Source organism: Aquimarina sp. (assembly GCF_977115655.1).
On the sequence record NZ_CDSBKO010000003.1, the window covers coordinates 1 to 17,813 of the forward strand.

Below are 17,813 nucleotides of genomic sequence, written 5' to 3' on the forward strand. Positions count from 1 at the left end.
AAAGTCAAACCCTCGATATTTTAAGTTACACACTTAATGAAACAGTGTCTAAAAAAATAAGCTTATTCAACTATTGAACTATTGTTGGAAATTTGAATCCTGTCCAAGCAAAAACACTAGTATCAGCACCACCGGTAGCACCAGCTGTAGCATTAACTGTACCTGTATTTGCAGGGATATCAGTACCTTCTTCTGTTGCGTTAAATTTAATATCAGTAATATCAATTTTAGCACCAGTAACGGTTATATTAATATTGTTAGAAGCATATCCTTTTTTGTCTGTAAAATCTATAAAATCACCAGCAGTAGCATCCTTACCAACCAAAGCAACTAAGGCATTGGTAATAGTAGCGTTACTTCCTCTTCTAATCTTGATCATATCCGCAAATTCAATAACTCCAGCATTAACTAAAGTTATCTTGTCTATTGTAGGGTTAGATTGCCCAGAATCTGCAGGAGAATTTCCATCTAAATTTCCATCCCCTTCAATACCTCTTGGGTCTTCAGATATGGCTGTTAAACTTGCAGTTCTTATACCATATATATTAGTAGCTGATCCAGTATATCCTTGTGTATAATCAAACATATCATCTTTTGCATTTATTAATAATATATTAGAAACATTTACAGATCCACCAAAGAACTCAATTGTATCATCATCACTCTCTAGTATAGCGATGTTGCTTATTGTTGTTCCAGAACCTACGGCATAAAGAGTAAGACCATTAAACTCTTTTTCACCGTTAATACGAGCACCTGTATATTCTAAGGTTACGTAATCTAAAATACCCGAATTATCTGCTGCATTAGTTCCTCCATATTGTAGAGGTAATACTTCTGTAGTAGAAGTACCTCCACCACTAATAGGTGCTTTACCGTTAATTAGTAAACCTCCCCAATCACCAGGTCTTGGATTACCGGCATTAGAAGTAATTTTGATAGGAGAAGCAGCTGTACCATCAGCAATAATTTTACCACCTTGTTCTACTACAATAAATACGTTAGTACCACCAGCATTTGCTTTTATTGTTGTTCCGGCCTCTATAGTTAAAGTAGCACCATCTTTAACAGCTAATGCGCCTGTAAGATTCCATGCTTTATTTGCAGCAAGAGTAATATTACCAGTAATATCACCTTTAAGATCTGTTACAATTAAATCATTATCATTTTGCGTTGCAATAATACCATCTAAAGTTGGCCCACCTGTTGTTGGAGTGTCATCATCACTATTACATGAAGCTACTAATAAAGCAGCAATCGCCAAACTTGATAAAAATAATCTTTTCATGTTTTCTTGTTTTTTTGAGTTTAAAAATGCGTAATTATTGTTATGTATTTGTTCAAAATTGTTAGAATTCGTAGGAGATCCCAGCACTAATATTGACTCCTTTTTTGAAACTTGTTAAATCAATAGTTTCTCCTGCAGTGGTATCTTGTGTTAATTTGAATTCTGGATCTAATAAATTTTTGATATTTAATGAAATTCCAAAATGTTTTCCTAATTTCAGTTTATTAATAAAATCTAATGTTGGAATTCCTGTTTCTACAATATTTTCTCTACCTGCGACTCCAATTGTAAATATTCTATCGCTGAAATAATTGAATACCAGAGATGATAAAAGATCGTAATTTTCTCTGTTAATATTATAAGTAAGATCTGTATTTACCAATAAATCTGATGCCCCAGATAGATTATCTTTATCGTTCGTGAATCTTACAGTTAGCTCATCTGTATCAACATCTTCAAGAGTTTGATTTGTATTTAAATAGGATATGTTTAATCCTGCAGATAGTTTATTACTGCCATTAGAGTCGTTATTAAATATCTCTTTTCTAATTTCTAACTCTGCACCAAAAGCTGTAGCTTCAGGAGTGTTTACAAAAGAAATATCGTTCCCCGCAGAATTAACCTCAATTGTATTTATTGGGAAATCTATGTATTTGAAAAATCCCGTAATAGCGATGATTTCACCTGATTTTGGATACCATTCATATTTTAAATCCACATTATAATTATCAGATGGTTGTAATAAAGGATTACCAAACCTAGAGAAGTTAACATCTTCATATAAAAAGGGAGCTACTTCAATGAATTGCGGAAGAGTATATGTTTTACTCCCAGCGAATCTTAAAATACTATTTTCAGAAAAATTATATTTTAAGCTCATACTTGGTAAAATATAATTTTCTTCAATTTTACCAGTTGGACCACTAGGAGGATTGGATACGCTACTAATTAGTTCCGTATCATAATCTACAATTTGTTTTACATTATCTAATCGAAGACCTAAATTAAGTGTTAAGTTATTAATCAAAGAAAGGGTTGTAGAACCGAAAGGAGATACAATTGTTCTGTCTCCATTATAAAAGAAAGGAGTCAAAGCATTTGGATTATCAGCCCTTCCTCTATCTGTAAGCAAACTAAAAGTATTGTTGTTAATAGATTCCTGATTAAATAACCCATCTACATTATTTAGATCAACAGGAATTTGTCTGTCAAAATTAGTACTATATTGTAAAAAATTAAATTTTCTTTCTGTATTTCTATAATTGATTCCTAATTCTACATTATTTATATTCTTATCATTTTCATTATCGGAGGTGTTTAGATCATAAGTTAAGATAGTTTTACCTGCTATGTCGTCTTCATCCAATTGAGAGAAGAAACGATGATTAAGTCCTGCACTTCCTGTAGTGGTTCTAAAACCTCCATCAATTTGTAAAAAAGTGTTCTGTCTTCTATCTGGTTCATCACTTTTTGCATTACTGAAAGATCCACCAAAATCTAAGGATAGTTTTTTAGTTATATTGAAATAACCTAATAATTGATTGATGAATACATTATTGTTATTAGTTTGCTGTCTTCTAATAAAAGTAGGGCGGTCAGGATTATCACTTACACTATCTTGTTGACCAAAATAGTTATTTACACTTTGTGTATTATCGTGAATATAAATACTGTTAACTCCTAAGTAATTTCCATTACCAAAACTATATTTGAAATTACCCATAAGCTTTTGAGCAACATTATATTCAAACTGTTTAACATCCAAATTTCTACCAAAACCTCCTATAGCATTAATTTGCTTCGAAAAACCTTCTTTAAATTGATAATTGTTATCAAATCCACCTACTAAAAAAATGCTTAGCTTATTATCTCCCACATCAAATTTCTTTCCGCCAGAAATTGATATGCTACTATTAAGAGGAGTGCTTTGAGTATCTGGATCAAGACTGTTTTCAAAATTATATTGAGTTAAATCAGTAATAGGGAAATTCTTATTAAGACCAGTTCCAAACCCATTTGAACCATCGGCAATTAGAAAATTATCTTGTTTTATAGTAACAGTATTGATCCCAGAAGAAATAGAAACCTTAAATTCTTCTTTTCCTGTAACTTCTTTTGATTCTATATCAATATTCGCTCCGGATACGTCTCCATATAACTTAGGATTAAACACTTTGCTTACTCCAATAGTCTTAATAATATCAGAAGTAAAAAGATCTAAAGTTATATTTTTATATGTAGGATTATCAGAAGGCAGAGGTAATCCATTTAGTGAAGTAGAATTATAACGGTCGCCAAGCCCTCTCACAAATACATTTTTTTCTCCTTCTTGTTTAGTTACTCCTGTTATTTTTGTTACTGCAGCTTCAGCATCGCTAACTCCTTTTCTGGCTAATTCTTGGGCTCCGATTGCTTGTTTAATTTCTACTGCATTTTTTTGTTCTATTAAGAGGGCTTCTTCTCGTTCTCTACTGGTAACTACTTTTATAACTACTTCATCTAGTGCTGCGGCAGTTGCTCCCATAGTGGCATCTACTACTGCTACTTTGCTTGCTTGTACAACTACATTGGGTATTTCTACGGTTTGATATCCTGTAAAACTAAACTCTAAAGTATATGTCCCTGCGGGTACTCCTGTAATTTCATATAAACCATCAAAATCAGTGGAGGATCCTTTGGTAGTACCTTTTACAACAACGTTGGCAAAAGGTAGAGGTTGGTTGTTAGATTCTTTGTCTAGTAATTTTCCGGCGATAGTACCGGTTTCTTGTGCAAAAATAGCCCCTATAAAAAATAGTGCTATTACCGTAAATGTTTTTCTCATTATATATTTTCAAAATCTGATACAAATAAATACGGTTTTACAGTAATTGTGTTTACCTCACTATTATCGTTAGTTTAAGGGATTGTGATGTAGGAAAATAGTTTGAAAAGTCAGAATTTTAAGGTTTTTGTGTAGTTTTGAAAAGGTGTTTTTTTAAACAAAATCAAACTTAATGTGTTTAAAAATAAGGATTTTGATGTTTTACGTGTCTTTTTTGCAAACTTGAATTTAAGGACAGAAACAGGTAGTAGTGAAGATGTATTTGTTTGTATAAATTATTAGATAATTGTTACGACAGTGTTAATGTATGTATGCCTAGAGAATTGATGGTAACACTTAGGTAAACTAATATAAGCAGATTTGTATTGGTTGCCTGTATTTTTTTTAGAGATTTAGGTTTGGATATGCTTATGGATTTATAATTGTTTTTGGCTCTGGTTTATAATAGTATGGATAATTTTATCGAAACTCAGCATATCCCAGAAGGAAGGGAGTCAAAAATTGTAAACCTATTACTAGGATTTAGGATAGGATAAACATCTTTAAGTCAATTAAATGTATATTTTCACAACTATCAACGCTATTATAAACCAGAGCCTTGTTTTTTTGTTTGGTATACAGGTATAAAAAAGCCTGGTATTTTTATACTTGACCAGGCTTTTTTTATAGATATGATTGGTGTATTATAAACGTGTCCAATTAGATGTCCAAGTGTCGTTTTTTTGTAATGCTCCTACATAATTTGCAGCATCAAAAAATGCTCCTAATGTAGATGGGTCAAAATTATTTACACCATCTATAGCAATGGTATATTGGTAGGTGCCTATAAAACCGTTAGTTTTAAAACTGGTTGGTACGGGAGTTCCTGCATTGTTAAATGGAGCTCCGGAACCATCTTTTGTGTAATTGTTAAAAGTAGCAAAATTAGCAAGATCTACAGTAGCACCACCATGATCCAAATCAAAGGATTTTGCATTATCTATAATTGAATTTCTAACAATTACTTCGTTGTTGTTTAAGTTTATTAATGTTTGGTTATCATCTACTTCGATTCCTGCTCCGGGAAACGCTTTAATGATAGTATTGTACATACGCACTTTTGTACCTGCTCTAAACTCTATTCCTTTATTTTCACCATCACCGTCTTCTGCACCAATTAAAGTAATATTGGATAAGGTTGGATTAGAAAAAGGAGCTGCATCTGGTGCAGAGGATAAGTTATCTGCTTCAATTCCTTTGTCTCCTGCAGCAGATGTTTGTTGTGCAATCCAAAATTGCCCGTTTCCTACCCATCCGTCTGTCCAGTCAAAAGAGTCATCTCCTGCACCGGTTACGATTGCATATTTCAGGTTTACAGTTCCTCCAAAAAATTCGATTCCATCATCATTACCATTAAATGCTTGGATATATTCAATAGTAGTTCCATTTCCTACACCATATAAAGACAATCCATTAAATTCTGAATCATCATTAATTTTTCCACCAGTATACTCTAAGCGCACATAACGTAGTATTCCTGAGTTATCTGCAGGATTTGTACCTCCGTAAGTAAGGTTGGCTACTTCTGCTGTAGCTGTAGTTCCTCGGTTAATAGGTGCTTTTCCGGCAAGTAACAGACCGCCCCAATCTCCTGAGTTTGGAGTACATTTGTTAGAAGTAAATACAATGGGTTGGGTTGCAGTTCCTTCAGCTATAATTTTTGCGCCTTGCTCTATAGCCAGATAAGAAAATACCCCTCCAGAGTTACCAGCAATAATTTTTGTACCAGGTTCTATGGTTAGTGTCGCACCATTTACTACAGAAACCCCTCCTCTTAGTTCATAAAGCTCATTGGCTTTTAGTGTTCTGTCTGCTGTGATTTTACCTTCTAGGATAGCCGTATTAACGTTTTCGCCACAACTGTCCAAATTAATTATAACATCTCCTATATTATCTTCTTTAATAGTACAGGCATTAAAGATTAAGGCAGTTATAACTAATATTGCTGCAAATAAATTTCTAGTTTTCATTTTATTATAATGATTAATTTTTAATTCTGATTTTGATTAAAGCTTAAAGGTAACTCCCAGATTAAAGTTGATACCGTTATCAAATTGGTAAGTTGTAAGTTCTTGTTTTGAATCTTCCTGATCCTGATATCTTTTTATAGCAGGGTTTAACAGGTTTTTAGCCTTAAAGCTTATTTCTATTTGTTTTCCTATTTCGTCTTTGAAATTAAAGTTTAATACCCCAAACCCTTTTTCAAAAATATCCCCTACACCATTACCTCCGGCAGAGTATACCCTGTCTCCAAAAATATTAAAGTCTACTACAGAGGTTATTTTGTGTTTTTCAAATTCTTTAGAATAAGAGATATCTGAGTTTATTAAAAAAGGAGAGGCTCCTTGCAATTGTCTGTCTAAGTTTGTTGGGGCAATATTAGACCCGTTAAATGTGGTAATGGTTGGATCAATTTCTACTTTGGTGTACATTACTGTAGCATTGATTCCAAAGTTTAGGTTATTCCAGATGGTTTCTTCTAGTTTAAATAAATTACCAAGGTTCTTTTTATATTCTAATTCGGTACCAAAAATAATGGCATTATCGGAGTTTATAAACGTATTGACATTAGAAGCCGAAGCTACAAATACTTTTTCGATAGGATTTTTAATGTATTTACCAAACAGGGTAGCACTTATTAATTCACCAGATTGCTCAGGAAAATGTTCCCATTTAAGGTCTACGTTGTAATTGTCAGAATTTTTTAGAATCGGGTTTCCTAATGTTGCTTCGGTTACATCTTCATCTAAAAAAGGAGCTACTTCGGTAAACTTAGGTAAAGTAATCGTTTTACTGGCTGCAAAACGAAGATTAGAGGTTTCGTTTAGGCTGTATTTTAAACTTATACTTGGTAAAACAAAGGTTTCTTCTATTTTTTGAGTTCTAAAAGGAGAGTTTTCTAAATCTTGTTGTTCTTTATAGAAAACATTTTGTTCAAATAATTCTGTACGAAGCCCACCATTAAATGTTAGTTTGGGGGTAAGTGCGTATTGTAGGTTGGCAAAGCCAGCCAAAGTTAACAGATCTGCTTCATAAATTCTGGTAGAATTCAGGTTTTCTAATACCACATATCTTCCGTTTAACAGGTTTTCTTCATTAAGTAAAGCATCCGGATTATTAAAATCCACATTTTGCTCTCTTAAGTTATTGAGGTTGTAGTTTATTTGATTTGCTTCAAAATCACGGTCTTTTCCTCTGGCATTTACCCCAATAGTAAGTTTGTTTTTAAAACTATCTTCTTCATCTTTGCCAAAATTAATGTCAAAGTCTAATTTTGCGGAGTAATCTTCTTCATTTAGTTCTTGGTAAAAACGTTGGTTGTTTGCCAAATCGGGACTGGTACGATTACCTAATACAAGATTTCCGTCTTTTAATTCTGTAAATACTAATTGGCGTCTGTCCGGGATTAATCCTGTTGCTTTGTTGTATGCTGCACCCCAATTTACTTTGTATTTGCTTTCTGTAAAAGCATGCTCCCCGGTAAATTGTTGTGTAAACAAAGTGTTTTGTTCGTAAGTACCTCTTCGTAATCGTATTTTAACATCGGTATCTTCACTACTTACTCCATCTTTAAACTCTCTTAACTCATCTTCTGTGTCATTAACAAATAAGGTAGTTGCAAGGATTTTGTTGTTACTGTTCCAACTATACCCTAAGCTGGATAATACTGTAGTGTTGGTAAAGTATTCATATCGATCTACCTCTTTAAAATTCCCCAGACCGGTTATACTTTCTCCTTGTGAGTTAAAGGCTGCTTGTTTACCTCCCAAAGAAGTCCTATGGTTTTGCCCAAAAGATACTGTTGCCAAAACATCTAGTTTTTGTTGTTCCCCAATCGAAAAAGTTTTTCCTCCGGTTATGCTAGCACCTCCGTCTGGGGCATTAGATTTTTTTTGAGGGTTAAAAGAAGTGTGAAAAGGGTAGTAATCGATTTGTGAGCTAACATAGTTATACTCAGGAATGTCTAAAAAAGCTGGTACTCTTCTGGATCCATCATCTAATCCCCATCGGTCATACTGTCCCCCGTTAAGTAAAAAGAAATCATTACTAACAGCATTGGTGTTGATCCCAGAGGACAAACCAACTTCTAAAAATCCTTTTCCTGATCTGTCTTTGGTGTCTATATTTACACTAGCCCCTGCAAAATCACCATAGATATCGGGAGAGTAGGTTTTGTATATCCCCAGGTTTTCAACAATATCTGTTGGGAATATCCCCAGATCGATAAGCTTTAATTTAGGGTTTAAAGATGGTATTGGCAACCCGTTTAGATAGGCATTGTTATATCGGTCTCCTAATCCACGTACATATAGTTTATCACTTTGCTTAGAAATACCTGTTGCTTTGGTTAAACCTGTAGCAACATCACTAACTCCTTTTTTAGAAAGCTCTTGTGCTCCTATTTTTTGCTGAATTGTAACGGCATTTTTTTGTTCCAACAATATGGCTGCTTCAGACTCTTTTTTGGTAGTAGTTTTAATTATTACCTCGTCTAAAGCTGCTGCACTTGCACCTATAGCTCCATTAACGGTAATAGTCTGACCTGATTTAATTTCAATATCTTTAACTTCCAGGCTTTCATATCCAACAAAACTAAACTCTATAGTATATGTGCCCGGTTGTAAATTATCAATAGTATATAAACCATCAAAATCGGTAGTTGTTCCTTTGGTTGTTCCTTTGATTAAGACATTGGCAAAAGGAAGGGGTTGGTTATTAGATTCTTTATCTGATAATGTTCCCGTAACCGAACCTGTTTCTTGCGCTAAGAGTATTCCTACAAAAAATAGTGCAAAGAATGTAACAATTTTTTTCATCTAACTTGTTCTCAAATTTCGTGCAAAGAACGAATGCTAGTGTTAAATTGATGTTATTCAAAAATTAATTATAAATCATTTTAATGTTAGAAAATTGTTATTGACCTGTGTTTAGAATATGTTTTCTTAACATTAATAATTTGTTAGGTTTGTGGTTAAAGTGCTGTTTAAAAGCTATTAAAGAGTATTTGATGATTTTTAAAAACAGTGTATTTTATTGTTAAGAAACGAGGGTAAAAGATATGATGTAAAAATTATATTAAAAACTTTGTAGGGAAGAAAAGTTAGTTTTATAGAAGGAAAGGTGTTTTTTTTGATGTTTTTCTATAAAAAAAGAGACTCTTTAAAGAGTCTCTTTTTTTGTTTTTTTAAAGTAAATATCTAATTTTTATAATTAACTACTACATTGTTTTTATCAGTCCAAGTTGTTACATCTGCGATTTGATTTTCGCTATAATTCACTTCTGATAATTTATTTTCACTCCAGAAAAACCATTTTCCAGTTTTTACCCCATTTTCATATTGCCCCATGGCAATTTTTTCTCCGGTAGTATTATAAGATTTCCATTCTCCATGAAGTATGCCTTCTTTGTTATAAAAACCTTGTTGTCTTACAGTTCCATTTTCAAAATAAAATGTACCTTTAATAAGGTTTCCTTGCTTTTCAAAAGTAGGTTTTACATCTTGAGCCATTACGGTTGCCGAAAATAAAATGGCAATTGCTACGATTATCTTTTTCATGATTCTATATGTTTTTATTGTTATTTGGGATGTCGACTCAGTATTGCTTTATAAAAGTACTATATAATTTACATTTAAACAACATTTAGGTAATATTTAATTAACATTAAACTTTTAATTAATTGATTTATAGGTATGTAAATGTTTTTAATTTAATGATTATTTGTAATTTTGAAAGCATAAACAGCTTTGATGGGTTAAAAATCTAAGTTTAAAAGTCTTTTAACAATTGCTTAAAGTTTAAGTAACATAAATTAATGATCGATGAAATATTTTTGCAATGTCAATAGACAAAGTAGATCAAAAAATCATATTAGTTTTTGTCGACTTAGATTTTTGAAATACGGAGAAGGCACTCAAAAAAAGGTGCCTTCTTTTTTGAGATGAAGGCTTGAAAAACAAATCCATATAGTTAATTTGTAAACATAAATTAATGTTAGGTTAACATTTTATTAACATTAGAATTGGTTATTTGCGGCGACAAAAACTAATATCGATGTTAAAATTAAAGATTACGTTCACTTCGTTATTCTTATTTATAGTATGTTTTGTAAATTCTCAGGAAATAACAAATACTAAATTTGGAAAAGGAATCTTAAATGTAGTAGCCAAGGATAGTTCTTGGAGTATGAGATTTGCAACCAGAATGCAGTTTCTTTCTACCATAGGATGGGATATCAACGATGATGATTTTAGTAAACCAAAGACTAATTTCTTAGTTAGACGGGCCCGATTAAAGTTTGGTGGTTTTGCATACAGTCCTAAGTTGCAGTATAAAATAGAGTTGGGTTTGTCCAACCGGGATCTTTCAGGGGTATCAGAATACACTAGTAACACTCCTAGATATATACTTGATGCAGTTATAAAATGGAATTTTTATGAAAACTTCACACTTTGGGTAGGACAAACAAAACTACCTGGTAACGTAGAGCGCGTTATTTCATCTGCGAATTTACAATTAGTAGATCGATCAAGATTAAATAGTAGATTTAATATTGATCGTGATATTGGAATACAGTTAAGACATCATTTTAAACTATCAAATAATTTTTTGATAAGAGAGGTGTTTTCAGTTTCACAAGGAGAAGGAAGAAATATTACTACAGGCAATCTAGGGGGGCATCAATATACTGGTAGATTAGAATTATTACCTTTTGGGAAATTTCAAAATAAAGGAGATTATAAAGGAGGAGACCTCAAAAGAGAGCAAAGTCCTAAGCTTATGTTGGCTGCTACTTATGATTTTAATGCAGATGCTGTTAAAAACAGGAGTAACCAAGGGACGTATATGAAGACCAGTACAGGTTTTTATGAAACCAATATCTCTACAATATTTGTTGATGCGGTATTTAAGTATAGAGGATTTTCTTTTATGGGAGAGTTTGCAGATAGGTATGCAGATGAGGCTATTGCAGTAGAAAATGATGGTAAGCCAACAGGAGATATCGTTCAGGTTGGTAATGCATTAAATTTTCAAGCAGGATATCTGCTGAAAAATAATTGGGAGGTAACAGGTCGTTATACAAATCTTAATTATGATGCAATTGTTGGTAAAAATTTGGAAGAACAATATACATTTGGAATATCAAAATATATAGTAGGGCATAACTTAAAAGTTCAATCAGATATTAGTTACACTACAGAGGATAGTAATGGTAGTGGATTAATGTATAGATTGCAGTTTGATATACATTTTTAAATGAAGATTGAATACATAACAATTTGATAACATTTTACTGAAAATTGATTGTATTTTTGCACCTTAAATGAAAAATAATGGATAATATTTACTTGTTAATGGTTGTAGCTCTTGCTGTTTTAGCAGTAGCAGATCTTATTGTAGGAGTTAGCAACGATGCTGTTAATTTCTTGAATTCAGCTATAGGCTCTAAAGCAGTACCTTTTAGAACCATAATGATAGTAGCTAGTGTCGGAATTGCTGCAGGAGCTATATTTTCTAGCGGACTTATGGAGGTTGCCAGAAAAGGTATATTTAATCCAGGTGAATTTTATTTTGATGAAATCATGATAATTTTCGTCGCAGTTATGATTACGGATATACTACTTCTTGATTTTTTCAATACATTAGGAATGCCAACCTCTACAACAGTATCTATTGTTTTTAACTTGTTGGGGGCAGCAGTATGTATTGCTTTAATAAAAATTGGAGCAGATCCAGAACATACTTTTGCTGATTTAGGTAATTATATAAACACTAAAACAGCAACAAAGATTATTACAGGGATTTTATTATCTGTAGTAATCGCTTTCTCTGTAGGGGCTATCGTACAATTTATTACTCGTTTACTGCTATCTTATGATTTTGAGAAGAGAGCCAAATGGGTTGGAGCTATATTTGGAGGGATTGCATTAACTGCACTTTTGTATTTTATATTTATAAAAGGAATCAAAGGAACTAATTATGCTAAGACTATAGTCGATGTAGTTTATAATGGTGGAGCCGAAGGATTATTAGATTGGGCAAATAATTATTTTGGTAGTGCTTACGAGAGCGTAAAAGAATTAGCAAAAGACCAAAAAGATTTATTTAAAATTGATGGAGATGCAGGGACTGTTAAAGTAACTTTAAGAGGATTTCTCGAAACACGTGTATTACAAATAGTATTGGCCGGTTTTGTGATTTTTTCTGCCTTATCTTATCTACTTGTTACTTTCTTTAAAGTCAACATATACAAGCTTATCATAATCATAGGTACTTTTGCCTTAGCATTAGCTTTTTCTGGTAATGATTTGGTAAATTTTATTGGAGTTCCTATCGCAGGTTGGCAGTCTTATGAAGCTTGGGTTGTTTCTGGTGTGCCAGCATCAGAATTTTCTATGGATGTTTTAGCTCAAAAAGTAGAAACACCAGTTTTGTTATTGTTTATTTCAGGGTTAATAATGGTTTTAACATTGTGGTTTTCAAAAAAAGCACGATATGTTGCAGAAACAGAAATTAACCTTTCCAGAGAGGGGGAAGCTAAAGAACGTTTTAATCCTAATTTTTTATCCAGAGGTATAGTTAGGGGGACAGTATTAATATCTCAAGGACTTACTGCTATAATGCCGGGATTTGCCATGAAGGTTATAGAAGAAAAGTTTACAAAACCGGTCATTAACTTGCCCAAAAATAAAACCTATGAGATGCCAGCCTTTGATATGGTTAGAGCAGCGGTAAACTTAATGGTTGCAGGTGTTTTAATATCAATTGCAACTTCTATGGGATTGCCTCTTTCTACCACTTATGTAACTTTTATGGTGGCAATGGGTACTTCGTTAGCAGATAGAGCATGGGGAACAGAAAGCGCTGTTTATCGCGTAGCAGGTGTGTTAAATGTAATTGGAGGGTGGTTTTTTACCGCTATAATAGCCTTTGTTGCAGCAGCAGCAGTTGCATTTTTAATCAACCTAGGAGGTTCTGTAATGATAGCAGTATTGCTATTAGTAGCAGTGTTCTTTTTGGCAAGAAATACCATAAATTATAGAAATAAAGTAAAAGCAGAAAAAGCAGAAGATAGTCTTAAAAATTCTGAAAGCAGTTCTATTCAAGGAGTGATAGAAGAAAGTGCTGACAACATTATGTCTTTTGTAAACAGAGGAAATAAAATTTATATAAGCACTATCGATAGTCTTGTAAAATATGATTTAATAGCTTTAAAGAAAACTAAAAAAGGAATTGCCAAATTAGATGAAGAAGTTGAGCACTTAAGAGATAATATATTTTATTTTATTAAAAACCTTGATGAATCTAGCGTAGGAGCCAGTAATTTTTATATCAATATTTTAGGATATTTACAAGATATGTCCCAATCTTTAGATTATATCTCTAAAGCGAGTCATAAACATGTAAACAATAACCACAAAAAACTTCGATTTAATCAAATCAAAGATTTAAAAGAAATTGAAGAACAATTAAACGAATTGTTTGGGCAAATTAAAAAAGCATTTAACGATAGAGAGTTTGATAATATTGATGTAATCATAAACGAAAAACAAGAATTATTTAATATAGTAAACAAAAAAATTGATAAGCAAGTTTCCAGAACTAGAACCGAAGAAAATAGTCCCAAAAACACAACCTTATATTTTGGATTATTATTAGAGACCAAAGATCTGATCACCGCAACAATGAATTTGTTAGAAACATACAGAGAGCATAAGTAAAATAACTATTATAAAAAGATATGAGAGACTGGGTGATTTATTATTCAGTCTTTTTTTTGAAAATTAAAAAAATATGGTTAATATTAAATAATTGTTATGCCTGTAAGGTATTTACGTTAGTTTATTGTTTCCTGGTGCTATAGTTGTAGAAACTTCGTTTTAACATAGTATATTTACCTAAAGTGATATAATTCTATAAAAAATGAACAAAAAAGATATTACGATTCTGTTAGTAGATGACGAGCCCGATATTTTAGAAATTGTTGGATATAATCTTACGGCAGAAGGGTATGGGGTTGTTACAGCAGAAAATGGACTGGAAGCTGTGAAAATTGCTAAAAAGAAAAAACCACATTTGATTATCCTGGATGTAATGATGCCAGAAATGGACGGGATCGAAGCATGTGAGCAAATACGTAAAATACCAGATTTGCAAAATACCATCATTACTTTTCTTACAGCACGAGGAGAAGATTATTCCCAAGTAGCTGGCTTTGATGCAGGAGCAGATGATTATATAACAAAACCTATTCGACCCAAAGTTTTGGTAAGCAAAGTAAAGGCATTATTACGTAGACTTAAAGAAGAATCTTCTTCGGATAATGTTGTAAAAATAGGCGATCTAATAATAAATAGAGATGAATATAAGATCATTAAAGATAAAAAAGAGATCGTATTACCAAGAAAAGAGTTTGAGTTATTATCTTTATTAGCCTCAAAACCAGGAAAAGTTTTTAAACGAGAAGATATCCTTGATAAGGTTTGGGGTAACGAAGTAATTGTAGGAGGTAGAACTATCGATGTTCATATTAGAAAATTAAGAGAAAAAATTGGCGATAATAGTTTTAAAACGATAAAAGGAGTAGGATATAAGTTCGTAATTTAATGGCAGAAATTTTTAAAAAGTCATATAGGTTTGCATACCTTTCGTCTTTATATATAACCGTATTATTAACGCTCGTATTGAGCGTTTTTTTGTATGCCCAATCTTTGTTTAACCCATTTTTTGTAGTAGGTTTTATAATTGGGTGTTACCTTATTTGTTTTTTGATTATACAATATAGGGTCGAAAAATTTATTTACCGCAGAGTACGTAAAATATATGATGATATCGAAATGTTAGGGGTAGATACTATTGGAGGTGGTCCCGTTACTACAGACATGAAAACCCTTATCAAAGAAGTCGAAAAATTTGCACAACAAAGAAAAACAGAAATAGAAACCTTAAAGGTAAGAGAAGCCTATCGAAAAGAATTTATGGGTAATGTTTCTCACGAACTAAAAACACCTTTGTTTACCGTACAAGGATATATATTAACACTTTTGGATGGGGCAATGCATGATAAAAATATTCTGGATAAATATTTAAATCGCGCAAGCAAAGGAGTAGAGCGTTTAATTTATATTGTAAACGATCTCGATATGATAACTAAGTTAGAAGTAGGAGATCTGAATCTTAATTATACTAATTTTGATATCGTAGAATTAGTGCAAAGTGTTTTTGATCTCTATGAAATGAAAGCAGCAAAAAAAAATATAGCACTTACCTTTGATATGAATTATGAACAACCAATACTGGTTCATGCTGATAAAGAAAGAATACAGCAAGTTCTTTCTAACCTAGTTGTAAACTCCATTAAATACGGAAAAGAAGATGGTACTACAGAGGTAAGTATCGAGGATTTAATTCGTAATAAAGCGATAGTTAGAGTTACAGACAATGGCGAAGGGATAGCGCAGGCACATATACCTCGTTTATTCGAGCGCTTTTATCGTGTAGATAAAAGTGGCTCTCGTAAAGAAGGAGGATCGGGACTAGGGCTTGCTATTGTAAAACATATCATCGAAGCACACCACGAACGTATCTATGTAGAAAGTGATTATCGGGTAGGAAGTGAATTTTCATTTACTCTGGAAAAAGTGAAAAAGTTCCCCGTAGTCGATGTCAGTACTAAAACTACTAAGCCCTCTAAAGGTATTTAAATCTCTTAATTTGGTTAATGTAAAATCGTTTTGATTGCAGCTAGGCACCAGTTTGTTACTAGTTAATCGCTCTGCCAGATACTCTTGTTCAAACTGCCCCGGGGTAGGGATAAAAAAAGCCTTTTTCTTTAATTTGGCAAGATCCATAACCGTAGTATATCCAGATCTGGAAATAATTAAATTACTACTATTAATAGTTTCTTCCAGTTTTTTTCCGGTTAGGTAATTATGAATGGTAATATTGTTTTTTACATACGTTTTATGATGCTGTTCGATAAGCCCGCGAACAAATACAATTCTTTTGTCACTTTGCTCAAACTCCTGCAGTAATTTTTTTTCCAATAAGGTACGCTGTGGCTCTGGACCAGAAAGCAAAACCATGATATCATACTTTTTGGGCACAATTTGATATTCAAACCTGCTTAACGGTCCCAGATAAGTAACAGGAATACTACTCTTTTTAGGATGCCCTAATTCGCCACTAAGATTTGGGTCATCTGCCATATCAGGAACCCAGCAAACATCAAATTTTTTGATGTACTTATTATGTAACTTGGTGCTAATAGTGGTAGTTTTTCCACTAAGCACAGTTAGTTGATGCGTAATAAATACAGAAGGTATACTTTTGTGTCTCACCCCCATTCTGTTGTCGGATATAATACCACAAAATTTTTCCTCTTCAACAATCTTTTTTATAATCTTCTTTTCAGCATTTATTGCATGTGCAATTTTAGGACTGTTTAGCAGCATTTTTAGCTTAAAATTACTTCCTTTTTTGGCATACTCTATATTGTATGAAGGGAGCTCTTTTGTTTTTAGTAACGGAAACTCCTTTTTTAATAAAGACAAAGCAACACCATCAGAGGCAATAACAGGCTCCAGGCCCTCTTGTATAAGTGCATTAATAATAGGGATACATCGGGTTGCATGACCTAATCCCCAATTAAGTGGAGCAACAAGTACTTTTCTGTTCAAATGTTCTAGTTTTTAGTTTGTTATACCGACTAACAAATTGATTCTTAATAATAAAAGTAATCTTATTTTCTTATCCATATATTTCCTTAATTTTACCAAAAAATTATCTTTAGTGTAACTTACCTTGTTTTGTGTTCAAGATATTTAGAAACAAATAAGGTTTTTTACCTATTTAAAAAATGGGTTTGGGGCATGACCACATCGCACGGGCTCTGTGGTCGGGCTATCCACGCTATGAGATAGCTTGTTCCTATCCCTCATGCAACCCGAACAAATAAGATAAATCAAAGAAATAAAAGAATCAGTGGGAAGTAAGAATAAACTAAAAAGGTTTAACGAAAACAAAACCTTTCCTAACGTAGTAGAACCTAACAGAGAGGAAGTGCTTAATAATACATTAGGATACAAAGGAAAATGGAAAGATAAGTTTTTTAAAAACCAAAACCCTATTGTATTAGAACTGGGTTGTGGTAAAGGAGAATATACTGTAGGGCTGGCAGAACAATATCCAAACAAAAATTTTATAGGTATAGATATCAAAGGAGCTCGCTTTTGGCGAGGTGCCAAAACAGCAATCGAAAATGGAATGCACAATGTTGGTTTTATTAGAACACAAATAGAATTAGTTGAACATATTTTTGAAGAAGGAGAAATAGACGAAATTTGGATCACTTTTCCAGACCCGCAAATTAAATATAAGCGAACCAAACATCGGTTAACCAATCACGAATTTTTGCAACGCTATAAAAAAATATTAAAAACTACCGGAATTGTGCACCTTAAAACAGATAGTGAGTTCATGCATGGATATACATTAGGGTTACTTCATGGCGAAGGGCATGAAGTACTGTATGCAAATCATAATGTATATCATAATGAAGGAGCTCCCGAAATTGTAACCACTATCCAAACTTTTTATGAAAAACAATATCTGGAAAAAAATAAACCTATAACTTACATTCGTTTTAAGATTGCCTAACCA

11 protein-coding genes are annotated in these 17,813 nt (G+C 32.7%); 5 read left to right on the top strand and 6 right to left on the bottom strand.

Annotated elements, in window-relative coordinates:
* Window positions 1-70: 70 nt before the first annotated feature.
* From ACZIYX_RS02010 to ACZIYX_RS02030, 5 genes are all read right to left on the bottom strand, one after another.
* Window positions 71-1,288, bottom strand: coding sequence for a hypothetical protein (locus tag ACZIYX_RS02010; RefSeq protein WP_462680521.1), 1,218 nt, complete (start codon window positions 1,286-1,288; stop codon window positions 71-73).
* A 61-nt stretch (window positions 1,289-1,349) separates the two neighbouring features.
* Window positions 1,350-4,112, bottom strand: a complete 2,763-nt coding sequence (locus tag ACZIYX_RS02015; protein ID WP_462680522.1) for a TonB-dependent receptor — start codon at window positions 4,110-4,112, stop codon at window positions 1,350-1,352.
* Window positions 4,113-4,795: 683 nt separating this feature from the next.
* Window positions 4,796-6,121 carry a hypothetical protein gene (locus ACZIYX_RS02020; protein WP_462680523.1) on the bottom strand — a complete coding sequence of 442 codons (1,326 nt, stop codon included), beginning with the start codon at window positions 6,119-6,121 and terminating at the stop codon, window positions 4,796-4,798.
* A 36-nt stretch (window positions 6,122-6,157) separates the two neighbouring features.
* Window positions 6,158-8,968 (bottom strand): TonB-dependent receptor, encoded by a 2,811-nt coding sequence (locus ACZIYX_RS02025; RefSeq protein ID WP_462680524.1) that lies wholly within the window; start codon window positions 8,966-8,968, stop codon window positions 6,158-6,160.
* Window positions 8,969-9,349: 381 nt separating this feature from the next.
* Window positions 9,350-9,709 carry a toxin-antitoxin system YwqK family antitoxin gene (locus ACZIYX_RS02030; protein ID WP_462680525.1) on the bottom strand — a complete coding sequence of 120 codons (360 nt, stop codon included), beginning with the start codon at window positions 9,707-9,709 and terminating at the stop codon, window positions 9,350-9,352.
* Between the two features lie 496 nt (window positions 9,710-10,205).
* Here ACZIYX_RS02030 and ACZIYX_RS02035 point away from each other — a divergent pair, with 496 nt between their 5' ends.
* The 4 genes from ACZIYX_RS02035 to ACZIYX_RS02050 all read left to right on the top strand — a co-directional run bounded on the left by ACZIYX_RS02035 (window position 10,206) and on the right by ACZIYX_RS02050 (window position 15,856).
* On the top strand, window positions 10,206-11,408 hold the full coding sequence (locus tag ACZIYX_RS02035; protein ID WP_462680526.1) for a porin: 1,203 nt from the start codon (window positions 10,206-10,208) through the stop codon (window positions 11,406-11,408).
* A 77-nt stretch (window positions 11,409-11,485) separates the two neighbouring features.
* Window positions 11,486-13,873, top strand: a complete 2,388-nt coding sequence (locus ACZIYX_RS02040; RefSeq protein ID WP_462680527.1) for an anion permease — start codon at window positions 11,486-11,488, stop codon at window positions 13,871-13,873.
* 202 nt (window positions 13,874-14,075) lie between these two features.
* On the top strand, window positions 14,076-14,759 hold the full coding sequence (locus ACZIYX_RS02045; protein WP_462680528.1) for a response regulator transcription factor: 684 nt from the start codon (window positions 14,076-14,078) through the stop codon (window positions 14,757-14,759).
* On the top strand, window positions 14,759-15,856 hold the full coding sequence (locus tag ACZIYX_RS02050) for a sensor histidine kinase (protein ID WP_462680529.1): 1,098 nt from the start codon (window positions 14,759-14,761) through the stop codon (window positions 15,854-15,856). Before ACZIYX_RS02045 ends, ACZIYX_RS02050 begins: the two co-directional genes overlap by 1 nt.
* Here the strand turns inward: ACZIYX_RS02050 and ACZIYX_RS02055 are convergent.
* Window positions 15,776-16,831: a glycosyltransferase gene (locus tag ACZIYX_RS02055; protein WP_462680530.1), complete on the bottom strand. Its 1,056-nt coding sequence runs from the start codon at window positions 16,829-16,831 to the stop codon at window positions 15,776-15,778. The two genes, ACZIYX_RS02050 and ACZIYX_RS02055, sit on opposite strands and share 81 nt — an antisense overlap.
* A 304-nt stretch (window positions 16,832-17,135) precedes the next feature.
* Here ACZIYX_RS02055 and trmB point away from each other — a divergent pair, with 304 nt between their 5' ends.
* On the top strand, window positions 17,136-17,810 hold the full coding sequence (gene trmB / locus ACZIYX_RS02060; protein ID WP_462680531.1) for a tRNA (guanosine(46)-N7)-methyltransferase TrmB: 675 nt from the start codon (window positions 17,136-17,138) through the stop codon (window positions 17,808-17,810).
* Window positions 17,811-17,813: the final 3 nt, after the last annotated feature.

Coding starts and splice junctions, on each gene's coding strand:
- ACZIYX_RS02010 (WP_462680521.1), bottom strand. CDS start 1,288: ATGAAAAGATTATTTTTATCAAGTTTGGCGATTGCTGCTTTATTAGTA.
- ACZIYX_RS02015 (WP_462680522.1), bottom strand. CDS start 4,112: ATGAGAAAAACATTTACGGTAATAGCACTATTTTTTATAGGGGCTATT.
- ACZIYX_RS02020 (WP_462680523.1), bottom strand. CDS start 6,121: ATGAAAACTAGAAATTTATTTGCAGCAATATTAGTTATAACTGCCTTA.
- ACZIYX_RS02025 (WP_462680524.1), bottom strand. CDS start 8,968: ATGAAAAAAATTGTTACATTCTTTGCACTATTTTTTGTAGGAATACTC.
- ACZIYX_RS02030 (WP_462680525.1), bottom strand. CDS start 9,709: ATGAAAAAGATAATCGTAGCAATTGCCATTTTATTTTCGGCAACCGTA.
- ACZIYX_RS02035 (WP_462680526.1), top strand. CDS start 10,206: ATGTTAAAATTAAAGATTACGTTCACTTCGTTATTCTTATTTATAGTA.
- ACZIYX_RS02040 (WP_462680527.1), top strand. CDS start 11,486: ATGGATAATATTTACTTGTTAATGGTTGTAGCTCTTGCTGTTTTAGCA.
- ACZIYX_RS02045 (WP_462680528.1), top strand. CDS start 14,076: ATGAACAAAAAAGATATTACGATTCTGTTAGTAGATGACGAGCCCGAT.
- ACZIYX_RS02050 (WP_462680529.1), top strand. CDS start 14,759: ATGGCAGAAATTTTTAAAAAGTCATATAGGTTTGCATACCTTTCGTCT.